The 24,081-nt window shown below is 42.6% G+C and carries 18 protein-coding genes; 10 read left to right on the top strand and 8 right to left on the bottom strand.

Annotated elements, in window-relative coordinates; all coding sequences use genetic code 11:
• Positions 1–78: 78 nt before the first annotated feature.
• Together secA and AAEY75_RS06600 are read left to right on the top strand one after the other, a co-directional pair.
• Positions 79–2,868, top strand: a complete 2,790-nt coding sequence (secA, locus tag AAEY75_RS06605) for a preprotein translocase subunit SecA (protein ID WP_197215760.1) — start codon at positions 79–81, stop codon at positions 2,866–2,868.
• Between the two features lie 260 nt (positions 2,869–3,128).
• Positions 3,129–3,398, top strand: coding sequence for a hypothetical protein (locus AAEY75_RS06600; protein ID WP_197215761.1), 270 nt, complete (start codon positions 3,129–3,131; stop codon positions 3,396–3,398).
• Between the two features lie 213 nt (positions 3,399–3,611).
• Here the strand turns inward: AAEY75_RS06600 and AAEY75_RS06595 are convergent, their stop codons facing one another.
• From AAEY75_RS06595 to AAEY75_RS06575, 5 genes are all read right to left on the bottom strand, one after another.
• Positions 3,612–4,202, bottom strand: coding sequence for a YsnF/AvaK domain-containing protein (locus AAEY75_RS06595; RefSeq protein ID WP_197215763.1), 591 nt, complete (start codon positions 4,200–4,202; stop codon positions 3,612–3,614).
• Between the two features lie 237 nt (positions 4,203–4,439).
• On the bottom strand, positions 4,440–5,288 hold the full coding sequence (locus AAEY75_RS06590) for a DUF2382 domain-containing protein (RefSeq protein ID WP_197215765.1): 849 nt from the start codon (positions 5,286–5,288) through the stop codon (positions 4,440–4,442).
• 423 nt (positions 5,289–5,711) lie between these two features.
• A complete protein-coding gene (locus tag AAEY75_RS06585) occupies positions 5,712–6,893 on the bottom strand; it encodes a thiolase family protein (RefSeq protein WP_197215767.1) in 1,182 nt (393 codons plus the stop codon).
• A 107-nt stretch (positions 6,894–7,000) separates the two neighbouring features.
• Complete coding sequence (locus AAEY75_RS06580) at positions 7,001–8,359, bottom strand: homoserine dehydrogenase (protein WP_352259154.1); 1,359 nt, start codon at positions 8,357–8,359, stop codon at positions 7,001–7,003.
• A gap of 362 nt (positions 8,360–8,721) precedes the next feature.
• Positions 8,722–9,576, bottom strand: a complete 855-nt coding sequence (locus tag AAEY75_RS06575) for a DsbC family protein (RefSeq protein ID WP_352259153.1) — start codon at positions 9,574–9,576, stop codon at positions 8,722–8,724.
• Between the two features lie 499 nt (positions 9,577–10,075).
• On the opposite strand from AAEY75_RS06575, the gene AAEY75_RS06570 reads away from it, so the two are divergent.
• Positions 10,076–11,011 carry a DUF808 domain-containing protein gene (locus tag AAEY75_RS06570; RefSeq protein WP_352259152.1) on the top strand — a complete coding sequence of 312 codons (936 nt, stop codon included), beginning with the start codon at positions 10,076–10,078 and terminating at the stop codon, positions 11,009–11,011.
• An 84-nt stretch (positions 11,012–11,095) separates the two neighbouring features.
• On the opposite strand, the gene AAEY75_RS06565 is transcribed toward AAEY75_RS06570, so the two are convergent.
• Positions 11,096–15,340, bottom strand: a complete 4,245-nt coding sequence (locus tag AAEY75_RS06565; protein ID WP_352259151.1) for an Rne/Rng family ribonuclease — start codon at positions 15,338–15,340, stop codon at positions 11,096–11,098.
• A gap of 1,160 nt (positions 15,341–16,500) precedes the next feature.
• Here AAEY75_RS06565 and AAEY75_RS06560 point away from each other — a divergent pair.
• Both AAEY75_RS06560 and AAEY75_RS06555 read left to right on the top strand, forming a co-directional pair.
• Complete coding sequence (locus tag AAEY75_RS06560) at positions 16,501–17,511, top strand: RluA family pseudouridine synthase (protein ID WP_197099765.1); 1,011 nt, start codon at positions 16,501–16,503, stop codon at positions 17,509–17,511.
• A 127-nt stretch (positions 17,512–17,638) separates the two neighbouring features.
• A complete protein-coding gene (locus tag AAEY75_RS06555; protein ID WP_197215778.1) occupies positions 17,639–18,352 on the top strand; it encodes an HAD family hydrolase in 714 nt (237 codons plus the stop codon).
• A 117-nt stretch (positions 18,353–18,469) separates the two neighbouring features.
• On the opposite strand, the gene yihA is transcribed toward AAEY75_RS06555, so the two are convergent.
• On the bottom strand, positions 18,470–19,240 hold the full coding sequence (gene yihA / locus AAEY75_RS06550; RefSeq protein WP_201549215.1) for a ribosome biogenesis GTP-binding protein YihA/YsxC: 771 nt from the start codon (positions 19,238–19,240) through the stop codon (positions 18,470–18,472).
• 396 nt (positions 19,241–19,636) lie between these two features.
• Here yihA and AAEY75_RS06545 point away from each other — a divergent pair, with 396 nt between their 5' ends.
• The 4 genes from AAEY75_RS06545 to AAEY75_RS06530 all read left to right on the top strand — a co-directional run bounded on the left by AAEY75_RS06545 (position 19,637) and on the right by AAEY75_RS06530 (position 22,806).
• On the top strand, positions 19,637–19,972 hold the full coding sequence (locus tag AAEY75_RS06545; RefSeq protein WP_197099768.1) for a c-type cytochrome: 336 nt from the start codon (positions 19,637–19,639) through the stop codon (positions 19,970–19,972).
• Positions 19,973–20,293: 321 nt separating this feature from the next.
• Positions 20,294–20,962, top strand: coding sequence for a c-type cytochrome (locus tag AAEY75_RS06540; protein ID WP_110921827.1), 669 nt, complete (start codon positions 20,294–20,296; stop codon positions 20,960–20,962).
• Positions 20,963–21,292: 330 nt separating this feature from the next.
• A complete protein-coding gene (locus tag AAEY75_RS06535) occupies positions 21,293–22,435 on the top strand; it encodes a hypothetical protein (protein ID WP_197215782.1) in 1,143 nt (380 codons plus the stop codon).
• Complete coding sequence (locus tag AAEY75_RS06530; protein WP_320158617.1) at positions 22,423–22,806, top strand: RnfH family protein; 384 nt, start codon at positions 22,423–22,425, stop codon at positions 22,804–22,806. The genes AAEY75_RS06535 and AAEY75_RS06530 overlap by 13 nt, the downstream gene beginning before the upstream one ends.
• A gap of 11 nt (positions 22,807–22,817) precedes the next feature.
• Here the strand turns inward: AAEY75_RS06530 and AAEY75_RS06525 are convergent, their stop codons facing one another.
• The gene (locus tag AAEY75_RS06525; protein WP_194195994.1) at positions 22,818–23,237 is read right to left on the bottom strand and encodes an outer membrane protein assembly factor BamE; all 420 of its coding nucleotides are present in this window, start codon (positions 23,235–23,237) and stop codon (positions 22,818–22,820) included.
• Between the two features lie 326 nt (positions 23,238–23,563).
• On the opposite strand from AAEY75_RS06525, the gene fur reads away from it, so the two are divergent.
• Positions 23,564–23,998 carry a ferric iron uptake transcriptional regulator gene (gene fur, locus AAEY75_RS06520; RefSeq protein WP_110921825.1) on the top strand — a complete coding sequence of 145 codons (435 nt, stop codon included), beginning with the start codon at positions 23,564–23,566 and terminating at the stop codon, positions 23,996–23,998.
• Positions 23,999–24,081: the final 83 nt, after the last annotated feature.

Raw genomic sequence — 24,081 nt, 5'->3', positions numbered from 1 at the left:
CCGGATAATGACAAGGCAGCGAGCTAAGCGTTGGCTAATGCGCACTAATTATCGAATATTTCCATAGGTCAAAAAATTATGTTATCAAAGATTATAGGCAGTGTCGTTGGCACTAAAAACGAGCGTGAATTGAAACGCATGCGTAAAGTGGTCAGCAAAATCAACGCACGAGAGGCCGAAATACAAGCCCTGTCTGATGAGCAATTACAGCAAAAAACCGCAGAGTTTAAAGCACGTCATCAAAACGGTGAGAGCTTAGATGCATTATTGCCAGAAGCTTTTGCCGTCTGCCGCGAAGCATCACTACGTGTCAATGGTATGCGTCACTACGATGTGCAGCTGATCGGTGGTATCACCTTGCACGAAGGCAAAATCGCTGAGATGAAGACTGGTGAAGGTAAAACCTTGATGGGTACCTTGGCTATGTACCTAAACGCCATCAGCGGTAAAGGTGTACATCTGGTCACGGTCAATGATTACTTGGCTGCGCGTGATGCTGAATTAAACCGTCCGTTGTTTGGATTTTTGGGTATGACGGTTGGCGTTATTTATTCGCAGCAGCCACCACAAGAAAAAATCGCCGCTTACCAAGCCGATATTACTTATGGTACCAATAACGAATACGGTTTTGATTACCTACGCGATAACATGGTATTTAAGTTAGAAGAGAAAAAACAGCGCGCGCTAAACTTCTGTATTATTGATGAAATTGACTCTATCTTAATTGATGAAGCACGTACGCCGTTGATTATTTCAGGCCAAGCCGAAGATTCGTCACGTATGTATGCGCTAATTAATACGATTATTCCGGTACTTATTCGTTCAAAAGATGAAGAAGCCAATAAGAATAACGAAGAAGAAGATTTCTGGATTGATGAAAAGAACCGTCAGATTGAGATTAGTGAAAAAGGCTATGAAAAAATCGAGCGTTTCTTAATCGAAGTCGGTGAACTTGGCGAAAATGAAAGTTTATATAGCCCAAGCCGTCTGCCGTTATTGGCTCACGTACAGGCAGCTATTCGTGCCCATCATGTGTTTGTTAAAAACGTTCATTACATCGTCGATGAAGGCGAAGTGGTCATCGTTGATGAAAATACTGGTCGTACGATGCCTGGTCGTCGCTGGTCAGAAGGTCTGCATCAAGCGGTAGAAGCCAAAGAAAACGCTGAAATTCAAGCAGAAAACCAAACGCTTGCGACCACCACATTCCAGAACTACTTCCGTCTGTATGAAAAGCTATCAGGTATGACGGGTACTGCTGATACTGAAGCGGCAGAATTTAAGTCTACATATGATCTAGATGTCATCGTCATTCCAACGCATGAGCCGATTGCTCGTATTGATATGGATGACCAGATTTTCTTAACCAAGTTAGGGAAATACAAAGGCATCATCCGCGAAATCAAAGAGATTCAAGCCAAAGGCGCACCAGTATTGGTTGGTACGGCGACGATTGAAGCCAGTGAAGAGTTGTCTTATTTATTGGATCAAGAAAACGTCAAACATAACGTCTTGAATGCCAAGCAGCATGAGCGTGAAGCTGAGATTATCGCACAGGCAGGTAGCCCAAAATCTGTCACTATCGCGACCAACATGGCAGGTCGTGGTACCGATATTATCCTTGGTGGTAACTGGCAGTCGTTTATTGAAGATATTGATTCTGTCAGCCCTGAAGAAATGCAGCGCCTAAAAGCCCAGTGGCAAGTTAAGCATGACCAAGTGGTAGCTGCGGGTGGTTTGCATATCATTGGTTCTGAACGTCATGAATCACGCCGTATTGATAATCAGCTACGTGGTCGTGCTGGTCGTCAGGGTGATCCAGGTATGTCGCGCTTCTTCTTGTCATTAGAAGATGATCTCATGCGCATCTTCGCAGGCGATCGCGTGGTCAATATGATGCGTGCGATGGGTCTCAAAGAAGATGAAGCCATCGAACATAAAATGGTTTCTAAATCAATTGAGAATGCGCAAGGCAAAGTAGAGAGCCGCGATTTTGATGCCCGTAAAAATCTGTTGAAGTATGATGATGTTGCCAATGAGCAGCGTAAAGTCATCTATGGTCAGCGTGATGATTTATTGGCAGAGATGGATTTGCTCGATGCTCTTGAAGTGATGCATCGTGAAGTCTACAACGCGATGATCAATCAATTTATTCCGCCGGGCTCTATTGATGACCAATGGAATGTCGACGGTCTTGAAGATGAGCTAGAAGACGAGTTCAAAATCTCAATGCCGATTAATGACTGGCTTGATGAAGATCGCCGTTTAGATGAAGAAGGCCTGCGTGAAAAAATCGTCCAAACAGCGTTAGAACGTTATCATGGTCGTCGTGACCAGATGGGTGAACAAGACGCAGCTCAGCTTGAGCGCCACTTTATGCTCCAGAGTTTAGATAAACACTGGAAAGAGCATTTGACCCAGATGGATCAGCTCCGTAAAGGTATTCATCTACGTGGCTATGCACAGAAAAACCCTGAGCAAGAATATAAGCGTGAGTCGTTTGAGTTATTCCAAATGATGCTTGGTGCTATCAAGTCTGAGACTGTACAAGACTTATCACGTGTACATATTCCAACCAAAGAAGAGTTAGAAGCGTTAGAGATTCAGCAGCGTGAAAATGCCGCTCATATGCAAATGCAGTTCGAGCATGATGGTGTGGATAACCTAGATAGCAACGAAAATAGAGCCGCTGGTCAGGCTCAAGCCCAAAGTAGTACTCTAGGTGGCGGTGTTGCAGCAGCTGGTGTGAGTGGTGCTATAGCAGGTGATGATGAACCAAATCCATATGCTGGCTCAAATATCAGTCGTAATGCACTTTGTCCTTGTGGTTCAGGCCTCAAGTACAAACAATGTCATGGGAAAATATAGTTTCGATTATCCATAAATACATATCAAACATGGGTATTTGAGCATTAGTAGTGATGTATTAGTCGCGTATTATGAAATGCCCTTATCTGAAGCGGATAGGGGCTTTTTCGTAGCCACTAGTATCATTCTATAATTTTTCGATAGTAAAGCTGACTCTATTAAAATTCTCAGTTATGCTGTATTGATTGCTTACAAATTCGGCATAGGCGTGAATTTATTGAAAGGCTATAGTGTTTAACATGTTTATTTGGGAGTGTGTTATGAGTGTAGAGTTATTAAAACGGTTACGTGGCTCAGTCGTGTTGAGCGCACTGCTTGCAGGTGTTCTATCTATCAGTGCCTGTCAGCAAAAATCAGAGACAGACGTAGACATGGCGCATGGTGCCGATACTGAAGAAACGGTGCCGATGTCTGCCGAACCTGCTGAACCTAATAATATAATCATCGATACATCAGATACGTCTGTAGATGAAGTCGAAGAGGGTAGTGTTATTTCGGTAGATGAAGATAGCGATAGTGATGTTAACTAGACATAGTAGTGCAAAATAAGACAATCATGACTGTCACGATGCACTTTCAGTATAAGTTTTCTTCAATTGCTGCATATAAAGATCGCTAAAGGTTTTAATAAATGTATCCCAGAAATACATCATCTTGTATAAAGTGAATCAATGATAGCCGTCAAAAAAAGCAACGTTATCGTTGCTTTTTTTATCTCTAATTTTTGGGAAATTGGTCAGACATTATTTATTTGTAGTACCAGATTCAGACTCATGTTCTAAAAACCCTTCTTCCGTCACATCTAACTCTTCATGCTTAAGCGCTACTTGGATAGTGTCGGTATGCTTATGGGTGGTCTTGCTGATATCGACTTCTTGGATAACATAAGTATCTTTGGTAATAGTGGCTACTTGGCGAGATAAGACTATTTCGATAGGTTCATCACCAATTTCAATTTGCTTACCGTTGACAGTGACGACGGCTTTACTATCAAGTGATGGCTCAACATGACGCAGTATGTCCTGCTTATCGTAATCACCAGATAACAGATCCTGACTGTCTGCATCATGGTATTCAGTACGAATAGTAATATACTCTTCTACGAGCTCAATAGGTACATCAATGGTTTTGGTGCGTGCATGTTTGGTGACGGTTACTTTGCCTACATCTAGGCGTTCCTTGTTGATGACAGGACGTTCTTCTAATAGTTCTAAGTAGCCATCCGTATCGCCATTACCGATATTTTTGATATCACGTTCTTGATTAGATAATATGACTTGCTCATCATGGGTGCTGTCTTTGTGAAATTTATTATTGTTATCAATCGTCATCATAATTTCCTTATAAGTGGGCAGTATTTATAGTTATACAGCTAATGGAGCGTCAATATTAAGAAGTTTGGTTGATTTAACGTTATCATTAATTTTGTCAGACTCATTAGCAAAAAAAGACCAGAGACATGCTCTGATCTTAAGTTATTAAGTAAATATCTTTAGTTGCTTATTACTATCGTATTTTGCTTTAAAGACACTTTTGGCTGGAGCCGAGCAAAGATACGATGGCTTGGCATATTACATACCACGAGCACGGCGTACGTCTTCTGCAGTGATGCCATCACGGTCTATGATGTTACCTTCACGGTCGACTACGTTACCGTCGCGGTCAACATCCAACTCTTCACGCTGAATGGTTTCAACGATAGTTTCGGTATGGCGTTCAGTCGTCTTGCCAACATTTACTTCTTCAGTGACATAAGTTTCTTTACCGACACGAGCACGTTCAGCCTGTAGCTCAACTTCCACAGTTTCGTTGCCATTTACTTCACCGATACGACGGTCTGTTGGACGATCCACATTAGTACGTTGGATATTGGCGTGTTCTTCTTCTAGCTCAACATCAACATTACGCTCTTCAGTCACGATATGCTTACCAACTTTCACTAAGCCTGCAACGATGCGGTCTTTATTGACAGTTAAACGCTCTTCTAGTAGCTCTAGCGTGTTTGGTGCGTCATAAGCATGGTCTTCGATTTCCATACGTTCAGCAACAGGGACGGTATCAGCGACAAATGCCTGACGGTCTTTTTGATACTGATCTTTATAGCTGTATTGATAGTCATGGTCATATACTTCCATCGCTTCAACTTGTGCTTGTGTTAAGCTATCGAAAAATACATCATCTCCAACGATACGTGCTAAACCTGCTGGTACTAACACTTCTTTTGAGCTGAACCAACCGCCCGCATCAACGATTAAGTAACGGATACGGCCTGTCGTATCTTCTACTAGTGCACCTTCAATTTTACCGATTTTTTCTTCATTGACACCATAGGCAGTTTTGCCTGTTGGGTCGTAATAGTCGTCACCGATAAGGTCATGGTGAGTTGCTTGGATGTCTTTTAAACGAATTAGTTGGCTCATTGTTGTATTCCTTTTTTATGAGTTAATTATTGACAGTTATTGTAGAAATATCATATTTTTGAAAAGTTATTTTTATAATAAAACAGGTATCAAGTCATTAAGAAATGCTTCTACGTTGACTTGAAACAATCCTAACATCATGATTTTTGATGAGATATATGAGCAAGGTAGCAAAGTGTGCACTTGAAGTAATTGCGTGTAATAGGCTGTAAGTGGCATAACATAGCTAGGGGTATAAGTTAACGCGACTTTACAGAGAGTAATGTTCTATGCGTGTTGAGAATTGATAGACACAAAAAAACCGCAGAGTAATAAGCGCTGCGGTTTTTGAATATTAAGAAAATTAGTAAAAATTTAAAGTTATTAACCTAGTTTGAACCTGCTAAGTCATTAACATGCTTAAATTTCAGGTAGTTTGAAATGCTAGGCAAGTTCTATCGCAATAGCAACGGCTTCACCGCCACCAATACATAGCGTAGCAACGCCTTTTTTGCCGCCTGTACGCTTTAGAGAGTTAATAAGCGTAACTAAGATACGAGCGCCAGAGCAGCCTACTGGATGACCCAGCGCACAAGCACCACCTTCGATATTGACCTTAGCATGTTCAATTTTTAGCTCGTCCATAGTAGCCATGGTCACCATAGCAAAGGCTTCGTTGATTTCCCATAGATCGACATCTGCCACTGACCAACCAGCGCTAGCCAATACTTTTTCAATCGCACCAATTGGGGCAATGGTGAATTCGCTTGGATGACGAGAGTTAGAAGCAGTCGCGATGATACGCGCTTGGTAATCTAAACCTTCAGCTTTTGCTTGAGACTCTTTCATGACGACAACGGCAGCAGCACCATCAGATATTGAGCTGGCGTTTGCAGCAGTGATAGTACCGTCTTTTGCAAAGGCAGGACGTAAAGTCGGGATACGATCAGCATTGGCAAGTGCTGGTTGCTCATCAGTATCAACGGTTTGCTCACCTTTACGGGTTTTAAAGGTAACGGCTTCGATCTCGTCTACGAAGTGACCATCTTTGATAGCTGTTAGCGCACGATTCAGCGATTCAATAGCAAACGCATCCATTTGCTCGCGTGTATAGCCTTTTTCATTTGCCATTTCTTGAGCAAAGTTGCCCATGAGCTTACCAGTCTCAGCATCTTCTAGACCATCTAAGAACATATGATCTTTGACTTCTTTGTGTCCCATACGATAGCCGCCACGTGATCCTGGCATAAGGTAAGGGGCATTGGTCATAGACTCCATGCCACCAGCAACGGCAACATTGAAGCTGCCTGCTTTGATACCGTCATGTGCTTGCATCACTGCTTTTAGACCTGAGCCGCATAGCTTGTTGATAGTGACAGCACCAGTAGCATCAGACAGACCAGCTTTACGCATGGCTTGACGTGCAGGACCTTGTCCTAAACCTGCGGTCAAGATACAGCCCATGATAACTTCATCAATACTATCAACACTCACACCTGAGCGCTCAACCGCAGCTTTGATAGCAGCAGCGCCAAGATCAGTTGCGCTCATGTCTTGCAACGCGCCTTGGAAGCCGCCCATTGGTGTACGTGCGCCGTTTAGAATTACAATTGCATCATTTGACATTTTTATTATTCCTTTTTACGTATTTTAAATGAGAGTATCTTACGTTGAGTAAAATCAAACATTTACTAATGATCAAACGCTGATAATCTAGCAGGTTTTGGATTTTCTTACGCTAGCTCATCTAAGCGAATGCGTACTACTTTATCAGTAATAGTCTCTAGCTTTTCAATTTTTTCAATGGCTAGATTCATCTGACTCTCGACTACAGGTAGCGTCAAGATAATCACGGGTACTTGACCCACTTTATGCGCAGGCTTTTGCAAAATCGCATCGATATTGATACCAGCATCGCTTAGGATACGGGTAATATCCGCGAGTACACCTGGATTGTCATTAGCATGCACACGCAAATAATAACCAGTGGTCATCTGCTCGGCACGTAATATCGGTGTATCTGATAGTTGCTCAGGGATAAAGGCCAAGTGCGGTACATGGTGACCATGGTTGTTTTGATTATTGCTACCTTGGTCGTCATTGTCTGTACTACCCAATACGCGAACCAAATCCATGACATCGGCCATGACTGCAGAAGCCGTCGCGCCAGCGCCAGCACCATCACCACAATAGAGTGTCTGCCCAAGTGGGTGAGAGTTAACCAATACGGCATTTTTTACGCCATTGACGTTGGCGAGTAGTGCATCTTGTGGAATAAGCGTTGGGTGTACGCGTAGCTCAATACCAGCGGCATTATTGTCGCCTTGGCCATTACGGCGTACGGCAAATCCTAAATGCTTGATACGGTAGCCAAGCTCTTCCGCATAGTTCACATCTTGTAAAGTAATGCCAGTGATACCCTCACAGTAGACTTTATCAAACTGTAATGGAATACCAAAAGCGATAGAGGCGAGTAGGGCTAATTTGTGCGCCGCATCAATCCCTTCAACATCAAAAGTTGGATCTGCTTCAGCATAACCCAGCTCTTGCGCTTCGTTCAGTACGTCTGCAAACGGGCGACCTTTGTCACGCATTTCAGTCATGATAAAGTTGCCAGTACCGTTGATGATACCTGCAAGCCAGTCGATTTTATTGGCAGCGAGTGCTTCACGCATCACTTTGATGATTGGAATACCGCCTGCCACGGCTGCTTCATAAGCAACGTGGACATTATTGGCTTCAGCAAAAGCAAAAATCTCATTGCCATGCTCAGCTAACAGCGCTTTGTTTGCAGTGACCACATGCTTGCCATTTTTAATAGCGTGCATGATGACGTCTTTGGCTAAGGTCGTACCACCGATCACTTCGATCACGATATCGACATTTTCGCTCGCAGCAATTGCCATCAAGTCACTGTTTTGAATAATATCGGGATCAATATCATCACGCTGACGGCGCGTACCCACTTCGGTAATAATAATATTGCGTCCGCTACGGCGTTTTAGCTCATCTAAGTTATCATTAATTAGATTGATCACGCCCGTTCCGACGGTGCCCAGACCAAGTATCGCTAGTTTGATGGAATTGCTCACAGTATCCTCAAGAGGTTAAATATAATGAACCAAGTATAAAGCCATTACGAGTCAAATTTGCGAATAGTATTCAGCGAATTTTGACAGTAGTCGTATTATCACGGCGCCATTATAGTTGAATAAAAAATGCTCAAATAAAAGTATGCTGCAGATTTTTCATAGCACTTTATCGTATCATACCGACAAGCAGTTGTGACGTCTATACAATGTCGCAATCGTTATACCGTCTATTCTAGATAAGTCAGACATGTGGTTAGGTTTGTTCCATCTACTATGTGTCGTACTTTCACTCGCCTTGCCTATATCTGAATTATCTCGAAACAACGATAAGTGTCACAAATCATTAAATCATCTGATAAATTTTAGTTAGCGCCAGCTGCTTCAGCCAATTGTGCTGCAGGTAAATAGCCGCCAATTTGTTGTCCTGCTTCAGTAAAGATAGCTGGAGTACCACGTACACCAAGTTTGGTACCAAGCGCCATATGCTCTTGCACAGGATTGACACAGCTAGGCGCTTGAATATTGGCACCTATTTTTGCCTGATTCATGGCGGCGTGACGATCTTCACTACACCAAATCGCTTCCATCTTTGGCACGGACTCTTGGCTGCGTGGCCATGCTAAATAACGCACTTCGACACCGCGTGCATTGATGTCATCTATTTCTGAATGCAATTTACGGCAATAACCACAGTCGGCATCGGTAAAGGCATAAATGATAGCCTTCGTTTCGCCTTTTGCCGGATAGATAACCATGTCTTTTTTATCGACTGCTTTCAGTGCTTCTTGGGCTGTAGTAGCAACCAAGGCCGCACTAATATCGACAGGAGCGCCTTGACCTACCGCGATGATTTGCCCTTGAATAATGTGCTTACCAACTTTGTCAGCAAAGAAAGGAGGTAACCCTTCTGCGGTTACCCAATAAATCCCGTCCATATCAGTTGGTACTGCTGAAATAATTTTCTCTTCAATGCCAGACGCTTTCAAGTTCGCTTGCAACGCATCTACCACGGTAGCATCGTTACCCGTTGACGTTTTAGTGGTGCTGACGTTGGTCTTTGTATTGTTGACAACACTGGTATTGCTGGTTGCATCCGCTGCATTATTTGAGCAGCCTGCCGCCACAACAACAAGCAAGGCACTCATCATAAAACGAGATAAGTTACTTTGAGGAAAGCGCTTACGAGCCAAGGTGTTTTTTACAAAGGGAAGTGGCATATGGGTGTCCTATCGGCATCGAGCCTAGTCATAAATTTTTTTTTAGAAAGAAGGTGATGAAATTACATATATGATAGTGCATGAAAAACCCCTTAAAATTTTGAATATTAAGGAGATTTAGGAAAGTATCGGTCATGTAAGGTAAGCGGTAATGTCGTCTATATTAACATATTTATGGTAAATAACAGCCACAGGCTATTGGTCTATATCGACTATGATTATAGTAGTATTGATAAAGATAAACTCAAAAAATTAGATACATTTGTACTATTTAATATCTATGTTTGTATCGCTAGGCTATTAATATGAGTGTTTTAAGAGAGTTCGAATATAAAGAAGGCTAGTAAAAGTATCACAAATAATAGGCTGAACAACTCTAAAACCATATCTAGCTTATATAAAATTAACCATAGTAGTATTTAACATTGTTTTTATCAGACTCTATATAATAATACGCTTATCACTATTTATTTCAAAAAATTCATAATAAGGAACACACATGGCAGGCGCCAGTTTATTACTTTTACTTGATGACATGAGCCTATTGATGGATGACGTAGCTGTCATGACCAAGGTAGCTGCTAAAAAAACAGCCGGTTTGGTTGGGGATGATTTAGCACTCAACGCTGAGCAAGTAACTGGCGTTAGACCAAGTCGTGAACTACCTGTCATCTGGGCAGTGGCTAAAGGCTCGTTCGTCAACAAGCTTATCTTAGTACCAGCAGCACTACTCATCAGTTATTTTATACCTTGGTTAATCACGCCTTTACTCATGATAGGTGGTCTATACCTGAGTTTTGAAGGAGCCGAAAAGGTCATTCATAAATTTTGGCCAAAGCTATTACCACATGACGAAGTTCATGAAGCACGACGTGCGGCAAATGCGGATGATAATGTGGATATGGTCGCGTTTGAAAAAGATAAAATCAAAGGGGCTATTCGTACTGACTTTATTTTGTCAGCTGAAATCTTAGTCATCTCTTTAGGCGCAATAACTGCAGCAGGAGCAGGTATCTTAGAGAAAGGAATCGTGCTTTCTATCGTTGCTATTGTTGTGACCATTGGTATTTATGGTCTGGTTGCCGGTATTGTAAAAATTGATGATGCGGGGCTACATCTGATTGAGAAGCCAGATGCTAGCGATGGTACTCGCAAGCTTGGTCAGTTTATGCTGTCTGCTGCACCAAAGCTGATGAAGTTTTTATCCATTGCTGGCACGATAGCTATGTTTTTAGTGGGTGGTGGTATTATCGCCCATGGTATTGCACCTTTAGAGCATTTTTTAGAAGGCATTGTGCATCAGATAGGGGTACTAGAAGGTTTGGTCACTATGTTATTGCATGGTATTCTTGGATTCGTGGTTGGTGCAATTGTTTTGTTTATCATCACTGCCATCAATAACGTGCGCGGTGGTAAAGAGTCTACTGCTCATTAAAGTTTATAAGTTCTAGCTAGCAGGCAATAAAAAGCCCCGCATATAATATGCGGGGCTTTTTACGTTTAGAGTAACTAATGACTATTAGCTGTCTGAGTTATCACTATCCAACTGCTCTGCTTGCGTTGGCTTCTTATGATCCGTCTTAGGCTTACGAGTGCGAGCCTTTGGGACTTTAGGTGTGGTTAAGTTGAACATACCTGTCTGAGGTAATAGTTGCTCAGCCACATTTTCGATCATGTTTTTATAGCTGGCTATTGTGGTTTTTGACTTTGCCGCCTGAATTTCTTCTTTAGTAGGCTCTTCTACTTTAGCTTCAGGTGCTGGTTCGATAGCAGTGTCAGCAGTTGCTTCATCACTTGTGACGCTAGTCTCTTCGGAATCTACGTTTTCAGCAGCCGTGTTTTCTTCAGCTGGCTGGTTGGTAGACTCTGATAAGGCTTGATCTGCCTCTAGCAGTTGCTCGCTATCAGCACTGACGTCGTCCGTTTGAGCCTGACTGGCTAGTGCATGAGCCTCTACATTATGAGCATCTACTTCGTTCTCCGCTTTTTCAGAGACTGCTTGCTCAGTACTAGTATCAGCCGCTTGTTCAGTCGGTAAGCTCAACACGGCTGGCTCCTGATAGTCAGGGTGCTGACCACGTGGATCATTGCTAGCACGTTTGCCGATAGCGCGAGGTTCAACGTCGGTTTTACCTTGCGTGGCTGCAAACTGACTGACCGCTTGGGTCAACGTTTCGAAGCGTGCTAGATAGTCGGCTGCTAATGGCTGATAGCCGTAGTTGCTAAAGTTAAAGCTCTGAGTTGCAAGCTCGTTACTATCGATAGCGCTTACGGTTACACTATTATCAGAGCCCTGAGCTTGCGCCATGTGCAACGCAACTGTCTCGATAAAGCAGTTGATCACGCCATCTGCTGTTAAGCGAGTCTGTGCTTCTGGCAACGTCGCACGAATAAACTCACCAACCGTACCGCGAATCGCTGGCACGCTTACAGCTGCTTGCTCGTTGACTTGAGGCTTTGGCATCACTTGTGCCTGCTGACTAAGCACAACACGTGGATCGTTACTGGCTTGACCAAACTTCTCAGCAGTCACGTAGCGTGTCGCAAACAATGCTTCATGTGTCAGCTCAAGTGCAGAGTTATTCTTGGCGCTGTCACTATCATTGCTACCACGATTACTAGCCTCTACGCTAGGGCTAGTAGTTTGAGCGCTCGCAGCTTTCTCAGCATTGTCACCCTCATTACTGCTCTTAGTAGTTTCATCAGTAGCAGCTTCATCAGGCGTATTCGCTTCCTGAGGTTTCTCTGCTACTGGCGTGCTATCTGCTTCAGCAACTACTGGCTTCACAGTGTCAGATGCGCTGTCTTTATCACTTTTGGATACTGACTGCTCATCTACGACAGGGTTTTTGATATCAGTGTTAGCATCAGCTTTCACGACGTTGTTTTGGCCATTATGACTATCGTCTTTAGCAGTGCTATCAACCTTAGCTTCGCTAACTTCTACAGCATTATTGTCCGTCGTTTTTTCAGCCGTGACCTTAACATCAGCCTCTTTTTTATCAGCGCTTCTGCTGTTAGTCTGCGGTTGAGCATTAGGCGCTTTGGCTACTTCATCTTTCGCAACGTCATTTGTTGAACTTTGCTTTTCAGTAGGTTGAGGTTTTGCCTGTGTTGACTTACTGTCATCTAACGACAGATGCACAACTTCTGATGGCTTAAGTGCAGCAGGTGCTTCGTTGACTTGTAGCACGACTTCGTTAGGGTTCTGATTGCGGCGCGTATTGGCTTGGTTTCTACCGCCGTTATTGCTTGCCGTCGCTTGCTGATTGTGTTGTTTAACATTTTCAGCTGTTAGCGTTTCACCGCGCTCTAGCTTGCCACGTGAGCCGCGCTGGGTGTGCGATTTACGTTTAGTGCGAACTTGCTCCTCTGATGCTTCGCTTTCTTTGTCATCAGCAGTGTTACGCGCGTTTGCGTTGCGGTTACTATTTTGGTTATTACTGTCTTGACGATTGTTGCGATTACGATCATTCGTACGTCTATTGTCATGCTGACGTTTGTCCTGATTGCTTGACTGTTTGTCATCAGCATTATTTGCGACATTATTTGCAGCATTCTCTGACGTGTTGCTATCAGCATCGCTACTTACATTATTGCTAGTCTCATCTGTTTGATCTTTTCTTTGACGCGGCTTAGAAGATCTAGATTTACGCGGTTTACGTCTTCTTCTGTCTTCATTATTACTATCATCAGTGTCGCTGTCAGAGGCACGACGATCTTGCTGACGATTGGTGTCGTTATTTGACTGCTGAGCCTCATTCTTCTGATTACTGTGCTGCTGAGTTGCTTGCGCAGGGTTAGCTGCAGTAGTCAACGCACTGTTATCAGTTTGTCCAAATGAGCCTAAGCTTTGTGCGCCAGTGTTTACGAGTGCTTCAATAGCTTCTGCTGCATCACGGCTGCTCACGCTAGGGGTTGTCGATGCTTGTGGTGCTTGAGCAAATAGATTTGACAACCATGCTACGGCTTGTGGCTGTGCAGCCGTCTCAACATGTGCAGGAGCTGGTGCTTGAGCCGCTACTGGAGCGACAGGTGCTGCAACACTTTGGCTTTTACTGGCTTGCGGTGCACGCGCAGATGAAACGTTAGCAGCACTTTTATTGTTGCGATGATCGTTGCTATGCTCAACGGTATTGCTTGGCTTATTATTAGCAGCCTTATTATCTACTGCTTGACGTGGCTGACGAGTAGGCTGTTGTTCTGGACGTTCTTTTTCAGCCGTTTGCCAGTCAACTTCATAGCCCAAATCGCTATGTTCTTGGGCGGTATCCGTAATACGCTCATAGCTTGATGGAGCAAAACCATCACGATTGAAGTGCAGCTTAAAGTTTGGTGATTCCAAATGTGCGTGCGGTAATATCGTGATACGAGTGCCGCTGTCTTGCTCAAGATATACCAAGCTGTCGCGTTTTTCATTTAACAAGAATGCTGCGATATCAGTTGGTACTTCTGCTTGTACTTCACCTTGACGTTCTTTTAGAGCGATTTGCTCAATCTGACGCATGATAGATAGTGACAATGAGCGCAAGTCACGAATCATGCCGTTACCGTGGCAACGTGGGCAGATATAGCCAGTTGATTCTTCTAGTGAAGGACGTAGACGCTGACGGCTCATTTCCATGAGACCAAATTTAGAAATATCACCGAATTGAACGCGTGCACGGTCATATTTAGTGGCATCAATCAGACGTTTTTCCACTTCTTTTTGATGCTTATTGTCATTCATATCGATGAAATCAATGACAATCAAACCACCCATATCACGCAAACGTAGCTGACGAGCAATCTCATCAGCGGCTTCTAAGTTAGTATGGTAGGCAGTTTCAGCGACATCTGAACCTTTGGTCGATTTGGCTGAGTTGATATCGATAGAGACCAGTGCTTCCGTTTGGTCAATAACGATTGAGCCACCTGAAGGCAAACGAACTTCACGCTGATAGGCTGTTTCGATTTGTTTTTCGATATTAAAGCGCGAAAACATCGGCTCATAATCAGTATATTTACGCAATTTTTCAGCTTGTTTTGGCATCACTGCATCGATAAAGCCTGCCGCTTCAATATAAGCGTTTTCATTATCGATCCAAATTTCAGCGATGTCATCACGTAGATAATCACGAACGGCACGTGTGACAACGCCCGCTTCTTGGTGAACCAAGCGCGGCGAAGGATATTTTTGGTTTTGTTCTTGGATGGCCTGCCAGATATTGAGAAGGTGGTTCAAATCGTGTTGCAAGTCTTCTTGAGTTTTACCAATACCAGCAGTACGAATGATGACACTCATACCTTTTGGCAAATCAAGATTGCTCAGCATACGCTTCATGTCTTCGCGAAGTTTACCCGAGATTTGACGTGAGATACCACCGCCGCGAGGGTTGTTTGGCATCAATACCAGATAGCGACCTGCTAATGAGACGTAAGTCGATAAGGCAGCGCCTTTATTGCCACGCTCTTCTTTCTCAACTTGGACGATTAATTCATCGCCTTCTTTGATCAGTTTTTTGATATTTTCGTCACGTGGGTTACCGCTTAGATATTCAGCAGAGATTTCACGAATCGGTAAAAACCCTTGACGCTGTGAACCATATTCAACGAACACGGCTTCTAGAGACGGCTCGACACGGGTCACATGACCTTTATAGATGTTAGATTTTTTTTGTTCACGGGTACGGTTTTCTAAGTCGAAATCGTACAGATGATTGCCTTTACATAAGGCGACACGAATTTCTTCGTTTTGAGTAGCGTTGATCAAAATGCGTTTCATATTTGTATCCTATGAGTACGCATAACAACGACGAGACGGGCTTTAGGGCGTGATGGCAAGTATGGCTAATGTGTTATTAGCATTGGTAGACGTTAGTCAACGGTAGAACGTAAATGATGTATTTAATAAAGCGCTTGGGCTTTTTTAATGGCTTATTTTTACCTAAAGCAGGTGAGCAGTGCTAACGTAAATATAAATCGTATAGGGTGTAAGGCTATCTATTCATATCTTATTATTGATAGGCTTGGTTTAAATGTTCATGCATCAGCATACTATTAAATTTTCATTATCAGTAAGTTCTGTTGGTAGTGATGTCAGCACGCTTTGTAAGAGCAATCGACGGTCAGTTACTGGCTTAAAAATATTGAAAAGATATATTGCTGTTGCAGTCAATCCATCAAAGTCTAGCAATAATATCGCTGTTATGAGTACTATTATATAAAATAGTTATTCAGCAATTATCTCTCTAGGTAAAGCAATTGGTCATTTTTTATTTATCGTTCTTTCTAGTATAACGTCAATAATATCTTGGGTGTTTTAAGGTTAGGCATCGCGGCTTTGGTTATTAGCGGGGCGTACTTGGCAAACAGAATAAATGACCAGGCTATCGGCGTGGTGCTGTATTTACATTGTTATCGTCATCTGTTTGACCACCAATACTTAGGCAGCTATCGATATACTTTTCGATCCTAATGCTAAATCACCCATACTTGCTCAGCTACGCTCGCATAAAGGACTATCAAAAAATGTCATTGTTATGCAGGTTGTGAGTCAATGTAGTGTTATTAGCGATTGATAAATAGGCATTTTGCCAAATTTATTAATGCTGAATTTATTAACACAAAGGTATTTAGTGTCACTATTTAATGTTATGGCACTGCATAAAAGTCAGTGCTGTTCTTTCAATTTATGGGCTAATATCTACAAATATCGGTAATGGATATTTTTTTAAACAGATAGTACACCTTAAAATTAGATGAAACGTACAATATTGGCAGGGTATACAGCTTATACCTTGTTGCTAGCAAGTAGCAAAAATGGTGGCCAGCTATCTGAAACAACAATGATTATTGCCGCAGCCTCTGCTTAATTGTCGCTCAACATGCTAAACTATAGCAAATCTTTGTGTAAATACCTAACTAAAAATGACGAACTCAAAAATGACTGAAGACGCACCTACCCACGAAGCTCCTGCTATCTTTAATAGCAAAACACGCCCGCAAAGCGCTGACGATGAAATCAGCAACTTTGGTAAGGTTAATTATCTTGAAGTAACACGCCATCAGCACGACCAACGCTTGGATAACTTTTTGTTGAACCGCTTAAAAGGTTTACCAAAACCGCATATTTATAAAATGATTCGCTCTGATGAAATACGTGTCAATAACAAACGCTGCAAAGCGCACGATAGAGTACAGCGTGAAGACGTGGTACGTATCGCGCCAGTGGTACTCGCTACCCGTGAAAAACCTATCATTAGCACTGAGTTTGCTAAGAGTTTATTAGCACGCGTGGTTTACGAAGATGAAGGGATGCTAGTGCTGAATAAGCCTTCTGGTATCGCCGTTCATGGCGGTAGTGGTTTAGACTTTGGCGTCATCGAAGCCATGCGTGAAGTCACAGGTAAAAAATACCTAGAACTGATACATCGCATTGATAAAGATACGTCAGGTCTGTTGATGATTTCTAAAAAACGCTCAGCGCTAAAAGCATTGCAACAGCACCTAGTAGACAAAACCATCCAGAAGCACTACTTGTGTATCGCAAAAGGCCAACCAGCGCTAAACGAGCAACGTATTGATGCGTCATTACTACGCTATACAGTCGCTAGTGGTGAACGCCGCGTCAAAGTAGATAAGCAAGACCCACAATCTAAAGAAAGCCAGACAGATATTGTCGTTCATGGTCGTTTTATGATTGCTGATCAGCCAGTGAGTTTGATTGAAGCCAAGCCACTGACTGGGCGCACGCATCAAATTCGTGTGCATTTGGCTCATATTGGTCATGCTATCTTGGGTGATGATAAATATAACGTACATGACAAGTCAGGTGTTCATCGCCTGTGCTTACATGCATGGCGCTTAGATATTCCAGGTTATGAAACCATTACCGCACCGCTACCAGATGACATGGCAGATTGGCTACCAGAGCAAATTACATTGCCTGAATAAGTAGCATAGTCAACGCTTTACCTATTAAGTATCCATCCTAAACGTCACGAACTCTTATTTCTCTTAATAAGTCGCCGTGACGTTTTCGTATCTACACTTTATTATCGCTATTCGCTAAGGCCTATTCATGAGTGAACAAACTGTAGCCAGTACTACAACTTCTACCGAAAGCGCTTCGTTACTAGTCAATCATCAGTTAGCAGATAAGACGCTGATTATTTTTGATTGGGATGGTACATTGATGGACTCAATTGGTTTAATCGTTGAGTCGATGCATGTGGCAGGACAGGCACATGGGTTTCAGACGACTGATAAAGCCGTGCAGGACATCATTGGCCTTAGCTTGATGAACGGCATTGAGATTTTGTATCCGCAAGCAGATGAGTCGCAGAAGCTGGCTATTCAACAAAGCTATGCAGAGTACTATATTGCCAACAGCCACAGTACGCCGCTTTTTACGCCTATAGAAGGTATGTTGCAGACTTTACAGCAGCAGGGTAAAAAACTAGCGGTCGCAACGGGTAAAAAGCGAAAAGGCTTGGAGCGTGTGCTAGATGCTTCAGAGAGTCATCATTACTTTGTGATGACGCGCTGTGCCGATGAAGCAGGCTCAAAACCTGATCCACAGATGCTTATCGATATTTTAGAGTATACACAGCAGCAAATCGCCGATGCCGTATTTATCGGTGATAGTATCTACGATATTCAAATGGCAACTCAGCTAGGCATGACTAGCATAGCGGTGGATTATGGTACAGCATCTAATGCTGAGCTTGCCGCGCAGCAGCCTACTTATCAGGTCGATACACCAGAAGCACTGGCTAAAATCTTATGTGGATAAGTTCAATTTGAGTGGCTTAGCTATTTAATAGTGTCGCTACAATATGATTTTTGTGACAATAAAAAAGGGTTTATCGATAATAACGATAAACCCTTTTTTTATAGCAAACCATAATAGCTATTTGCTCTCGTTTTGAGCGCCTTCTTTTTCAGCGCTATCTTTTTCAATGGCGTCTTCTAGCTCTTCGCCTTCTAGCAATGCAAAAGAGGACTCAATAATTTTGTCTGCATCAAGCTGGTACTCATACCAGTTGCCCATTATCCCAGCCAACTCATCTAAGCCTTCCTTTCTCAAAGCTGAAAATAGCTGAATGGTGCAATTCAACCCCAGCTCTTTTAGCCTTTTACGAGTATTCAGTAGAGCATTCTTGGATGCGCCATATTTCAGTTTGTCTGCTTTGGTTAGCAAGATATGTACTGGCAGTTCGCCATCATTTGCCCAACGTAGCATTTGCTCATCAAAGAATTTCAATGGATGACGAATGTCAGTCATCAGTACCAAACCGGCAAGGCTTGAGCGTGATACCAAGTACTCTTCTAGCTCAACTTGCCACTCTTTTTTCATCTCAAGTGGCACCGCTGCATAGCCATAACCAGGTAAATCAACTAAGCGTCTATCAGCATCACCGATACTAAAAAAGTTAATCATCTGCGTACGTCCAGGTGTCTTAGACGAACGTGCCAATTGGCGCTGATTGGTCAAGGCATTAATAGCCGACGATTTGCCTGCGTTTGAACGTCCGGCAAAAGCAACTTCTAGCCCCATGTCAGGTGGGCAAAGGCGAAAAGTAGGTGCTGACATCATAAATTCAGTTTGCTGAATCTTTTGACGGGATTTGGTGTTGAACACCGCATGTTCGGCGGCGACATCTGTAAACGGGGTATTCATAAATGGCTCATTAATCTTAAAAAATTGGATACGGTTATAAAATTTGATTTAGCTGGTTGAGAAAGCGGTGCATTCGACAAAAGACTGAGCAACGTTGTGCGTTGCAATTTCCAGTGTTCATGGGTCGTAAAAGCAGTCGTTTCAAATTACTGACCATTCTATACTATTAGTGGTCTTACTTATTGAAATAACTGCGATTAGCATCATATAAATAGCAACATAACATTAAAGTCATGGGTACTGGTTATCGCTATACCAAATGCATTACCAAAGTGAAACTCGATTTATCTATATTTAGATGACATATATTGTTACAATATTCAATAAGATCCAATAAATGGAAGACGTTTAATAGGAAGAGTGATTAAACGAATAAGATAGCAAAAGGGGTGTTATATGATTTCAATCACCACGCTTTTTAGCCAAGCTCGCCGTATTCTAATAGCTAGTGTTTCGACATTAGTACTAAGCACCGTCTTTATGACCAACGCAAACTCTGCTGATACCGCCACGACCTATAATAACTCATGTGCAGCTTGCCACGATAGTGGGGCGCTAAATGCGATTAAAAAAGGTGATAGTGCGAAATGGCAGCAGCTCATAAAGCAAAAAAGCATGCCTACGCTGATCAATTCAGTCAAAAGCGGTATGATTCAAATGCCTGCTGGCGGTCTTTGTGACGCTTGCAGTGATGATGACTATCGTAAGCTTATTGAATATATGAGCAAGTAATAGATGCGGGAATAAGACAAAGTCATACTAAACAAAGCGCTGGGTTTTACGACTCTTATGCGCTTTTTATTTTTTGTGAGTATCCTAGCGTGCTTTGTTAGAAAAACTGACTGATGTGACGATTAAGTAGGCAAATGCTACAAAGTCTTGCTATAATAATCGAAAATAAACCCTGATGTTAGTAAGTACTTTCAGATTGTTTGTGGCCAAGACCTTAAATCATATACTTGCCTCGCTAATTATAAGGCAGTTTGTATCAGGTGTCTTATTAGTACACTCATTCTCAATAATACTTACACCGAGTTAGTAGGATTTGTATCAATGAAAAAGTTAATCGCTGCTGCCAGCTTATGCGTTGCAAGTTTCAGCGTACAAGCTGCTATTATTGTTCCTGAACACGACGTCAATGCTGGTAAGCAAATCGCAGAAACCGTATGTGCTGCCTGTCATGGTGCTACTGGTGTTAGTGTTGTCCCTGCGCAGCCTAACTTAGGTGGCCAAAACGTCAAATATCTTTATAAACAGCTGGTCAATTTTAAAGCGGGTTACCGCAAGAATGGCATCATGCAATCGCAAGTTGCGAACTTATCGCAGCAAGACTTGGCCAACGTGGCTGGTTACTATGCTAGTCAAGCGCCTTGGGGTGTTGGCTTTGGTAACCCTGCGACCAATCAAGCAGCCTCTAAGTTATTCTTAGGTGGTGACAAATCACGCGGCGTTATCGGCTGTGCGGGTTGTCATGGGCCAGATGCTGCTGGTAACACTTGGGCGGCATTTCCAAAGCTAGGCGGTCAGCACGCAGAATACATATCTACTCAGCTAAAACTCTTCCGTGCCGCTGGCCGTGTCGATGATATCGACAGTGATGACCAAAAGCGAGTCAACGATGCAGCGAAAGAAGGCGATATGGGTATGATGCAGACAGTTGCGTCGAAACTGTCAGATCATGATATTCGTATCTTGTCAGACTACGTAAGTGCTGTTCACTAATTTATTAATACTGTTTACGAGTACGTAGTAGATGCTTCGTAAGTGCCGCTACTGATCTCTAGACCGTATAGCCGTCATTGTTTTATTATTAAACCCCGATTTCGGGGTTTTTTTATAACTATTCATCCCTTATATTATAGGGGCAGTATATATACAGGTGCTCTTCCTTGTACCGTATAATTATAAATTATCGTTATTCACTTTACATCAAACTCAAAAAGTATGATTAGCCGTGTCAAAGTCATTTAGCCTACATTGTATAGCGCTTGCACTCATTTTTCTTGCTACTCTAATTTTTGTGAATGATATTAGCTCGTTTGGATTTAGATTATGATGATCCGTTATGCCTCTTACTTTATCGCAGCCCTGCTACCGTTACTCTTGTTTCGTTGGTTTGCACCTGCATCTATTGGCGAGATTGATTTCTGGCTACTTTGGTTACTAGCAATGGTACTGGTATCATTGCCGGTCATTTATGCTGAAATAGCGTTGGCCTATCGTAGTGTTGAGGCACCATTAGCAGGGATGCAAAAGCTGACTCGTGAAGCAGATGCCAGTCCAATCTGGCGTAGTTTTGGTTGGTTGGCAGCATTGGTGTCTATCATCATCGCAGCATTGGTTGTATCTGGTGCAAGCTCTGGCATATTAGGTGCATTGACTGAACTGAATAGCGCACCTGATGTGCCAAGCTTTGCAGTCGCTGCGGGCTTGATGGTCATCGCTCTATTATTGAGTTTGGTGGGCGTTGCTCCTTTAGCGATTGGACTCGGGTTGATGGTTGTCGGTTTGGTACTAGGTGTGGCGAATGGTCTACCTAGTATCGACTTTGCGATGACTGACATTAGCTTAAATGAATGGGCACGTGCAGTAGCGTTAGCGCTAGTGAGTGTTGGTGCAGGAACAGGCTTGTACTGGTTCGGTCAAAATTTAATAACCAAACAGACGGCAACAGCAGTAGACACAGACAATTATAATGCGCAAACGCCTGCTCACAGTCGAGTGACAGCTGAGTATCGTGCAACCAAATTGGTACTACCTATTTGGATATTGCAGTTAATCGTTGGTGTAGTTGCACTATTAATTAGCGGTGTGTCATTACCACCAATTGGACAGCTGTTATATTGGGTAGGGGTGTTGTTTGTCGCGAGTTATCTGCTACATTATAGTACGCAACAGTTGGCACACAAGTTCGGGCTGTTGGTCAGTTTGGGACTGACGTTGGTGCTAGCACTGGTGTTAGTCATTTCCATTCCAACCACGTGGTTGGTCGGTATTTTGGTCATCATTAGTAGTGTGGCAGTGTTGCTGTTATCGATATTCGCAGGTTGGCAGATGAAAATCAGTCATTTGCGTAAGTCGTTGAACTTTGGCAATGAGGCGCTGTATAACTTATGGCGGATAGCGATACGTTTGGTCGTACCAGTTGCACTGTTATTGGCCTTGATAGGTTGGGTGATGCAGTGGATAAGCTAACAGCTGATCAAAATAGCGGTGTTGATAATAGTGATGTGTTGCCGTCAGAGCAGACGAAGTTAATGACCGTATATTTGGCCTATGCCGAAGATGAAAAGCGTCAGCATTACTCAGCGTTACAAGTTAGCCGTGATACCAGTCTGTATGATGCACTAAAGCAAGCAGGCTGGTTGGTAGAGTTTCCGGATTTAGCAATATGGTGTGATGAGGTTGCTGATATTGTGACTCCGACTGCTAAGCGTTGGCATGTAGGTATCTACGCACAGAAGCAACCGCTTAGCTATCGCTTACAGCCTTTTGACCGTATTGAGGTATATCGCAGCTTAAGCGCTGATCCTATGTCTCAGCGCAAAAGTAAATCTCGCAGTTAAGCCTGTCATTATTACGAAGCAGGAAGGCTTTCTATACCTTCGATACGACTGACCAAACCGTTATCATCAAAATAAATAACTAAATGTTGGCTAGCATTTTTGACATCAGCAATACCTTTACGGCTGCCTTCTGTCCCTGCTTTATAGTCATAAATATAATCCCAACGCTTAGGTTCTAGAGTGTCTCTAATGGCTGGGCTACCGAGAATATAAAGTACTTGGTTTTGATTCATGCCTACTTGTAGATTTTGCGCTTGCGCCTGAGTAATAGCAGTGCCTTGTGGCAAATCAATCTTATAAACACTCAATAATGAGCAGCCAGACATAGCGACAGTAGCGCTAAGCATACTGGTGATGACAATCTTGCGTAATGTGCTTGTACGGCTCAACGGACGAAAAGTTAATGTCTTTATCATGGTAAGATGACTCACAAGAAATGAATTAGGCGCGGCCAAAGTTGGTTGGTGCTAGTCTGACCGACAATCTTGGACAAATGATACGTCATTTACTTGCAATTTCCTACCACTTACGACATTATTTACCAAACGCTACCTGAGTGGTGTTATCATTTATATTTTAAATTCATATACTTGCATAAATATTTATTGAAAAATAATAGACTAATAATTCACTCAGAATAAGTAAGTTTACTGTTCTTAAAATGCTTCATATATTATAAAAAATAATCGCTAATGATTATTTATCTCATATTTTTGGTTCTTTATTTGCTAAGACTGTCACAGTCAGAAGGGATATTATGGCTTCTTTTACCAATCAAGATTTACGTAAAGCCGGATTAAAGGTGACGTTACCTCGTATCAAAATTTTAGAGCTGCTGGAAAGTGCAGCGCTGCATCATATGAGTGCAGAAGAGGTTTATAAAGCGTTGATTGAACAAGGCGAAGATGTTGGCCTAGCGACTGTTTATCGAGTGCTCACGCAATTCGAGCAAGCAGGCATCGTTGAACGTCACAACTTTGAAAACAATTTGTCAGTGTTTGAAATTACCCAAGAAGGTCATCACGATCATTTGGTTTGTGATGTGTGTGGAAAGATTGTAGAGTTCCACAATGAGGTAATCGAAGAAGAGCAGCTAAAGGTTGCAGAAAAACATGGCTTTAAGCTGTCAGGTCATTCATTGGTGCTATATGGTATCTGCGATGAACAAGAATGTCAGGATAGTATCAAATAACCATCTTTGATTTTTTACTACTCTCAATACACATTGCTTCTCAGAGACTGTAAACCGTGTTTGAAATAGCAAAAGCCCTCATT

Source organism: Psychrobacter sp. TB55-MNA-CIBAN-0194 (genome assembly GCF_040309505.1).
GTDB lineage: Bacteria > Pseudomonadota > Gammaproteobacteria > Pseudomonadales > Moraxellaceae > Psychrobacter > Psychrobacter fozii.
This window is presented reverse-complemented; position numbering and strand designations above follow the sequence as displayed.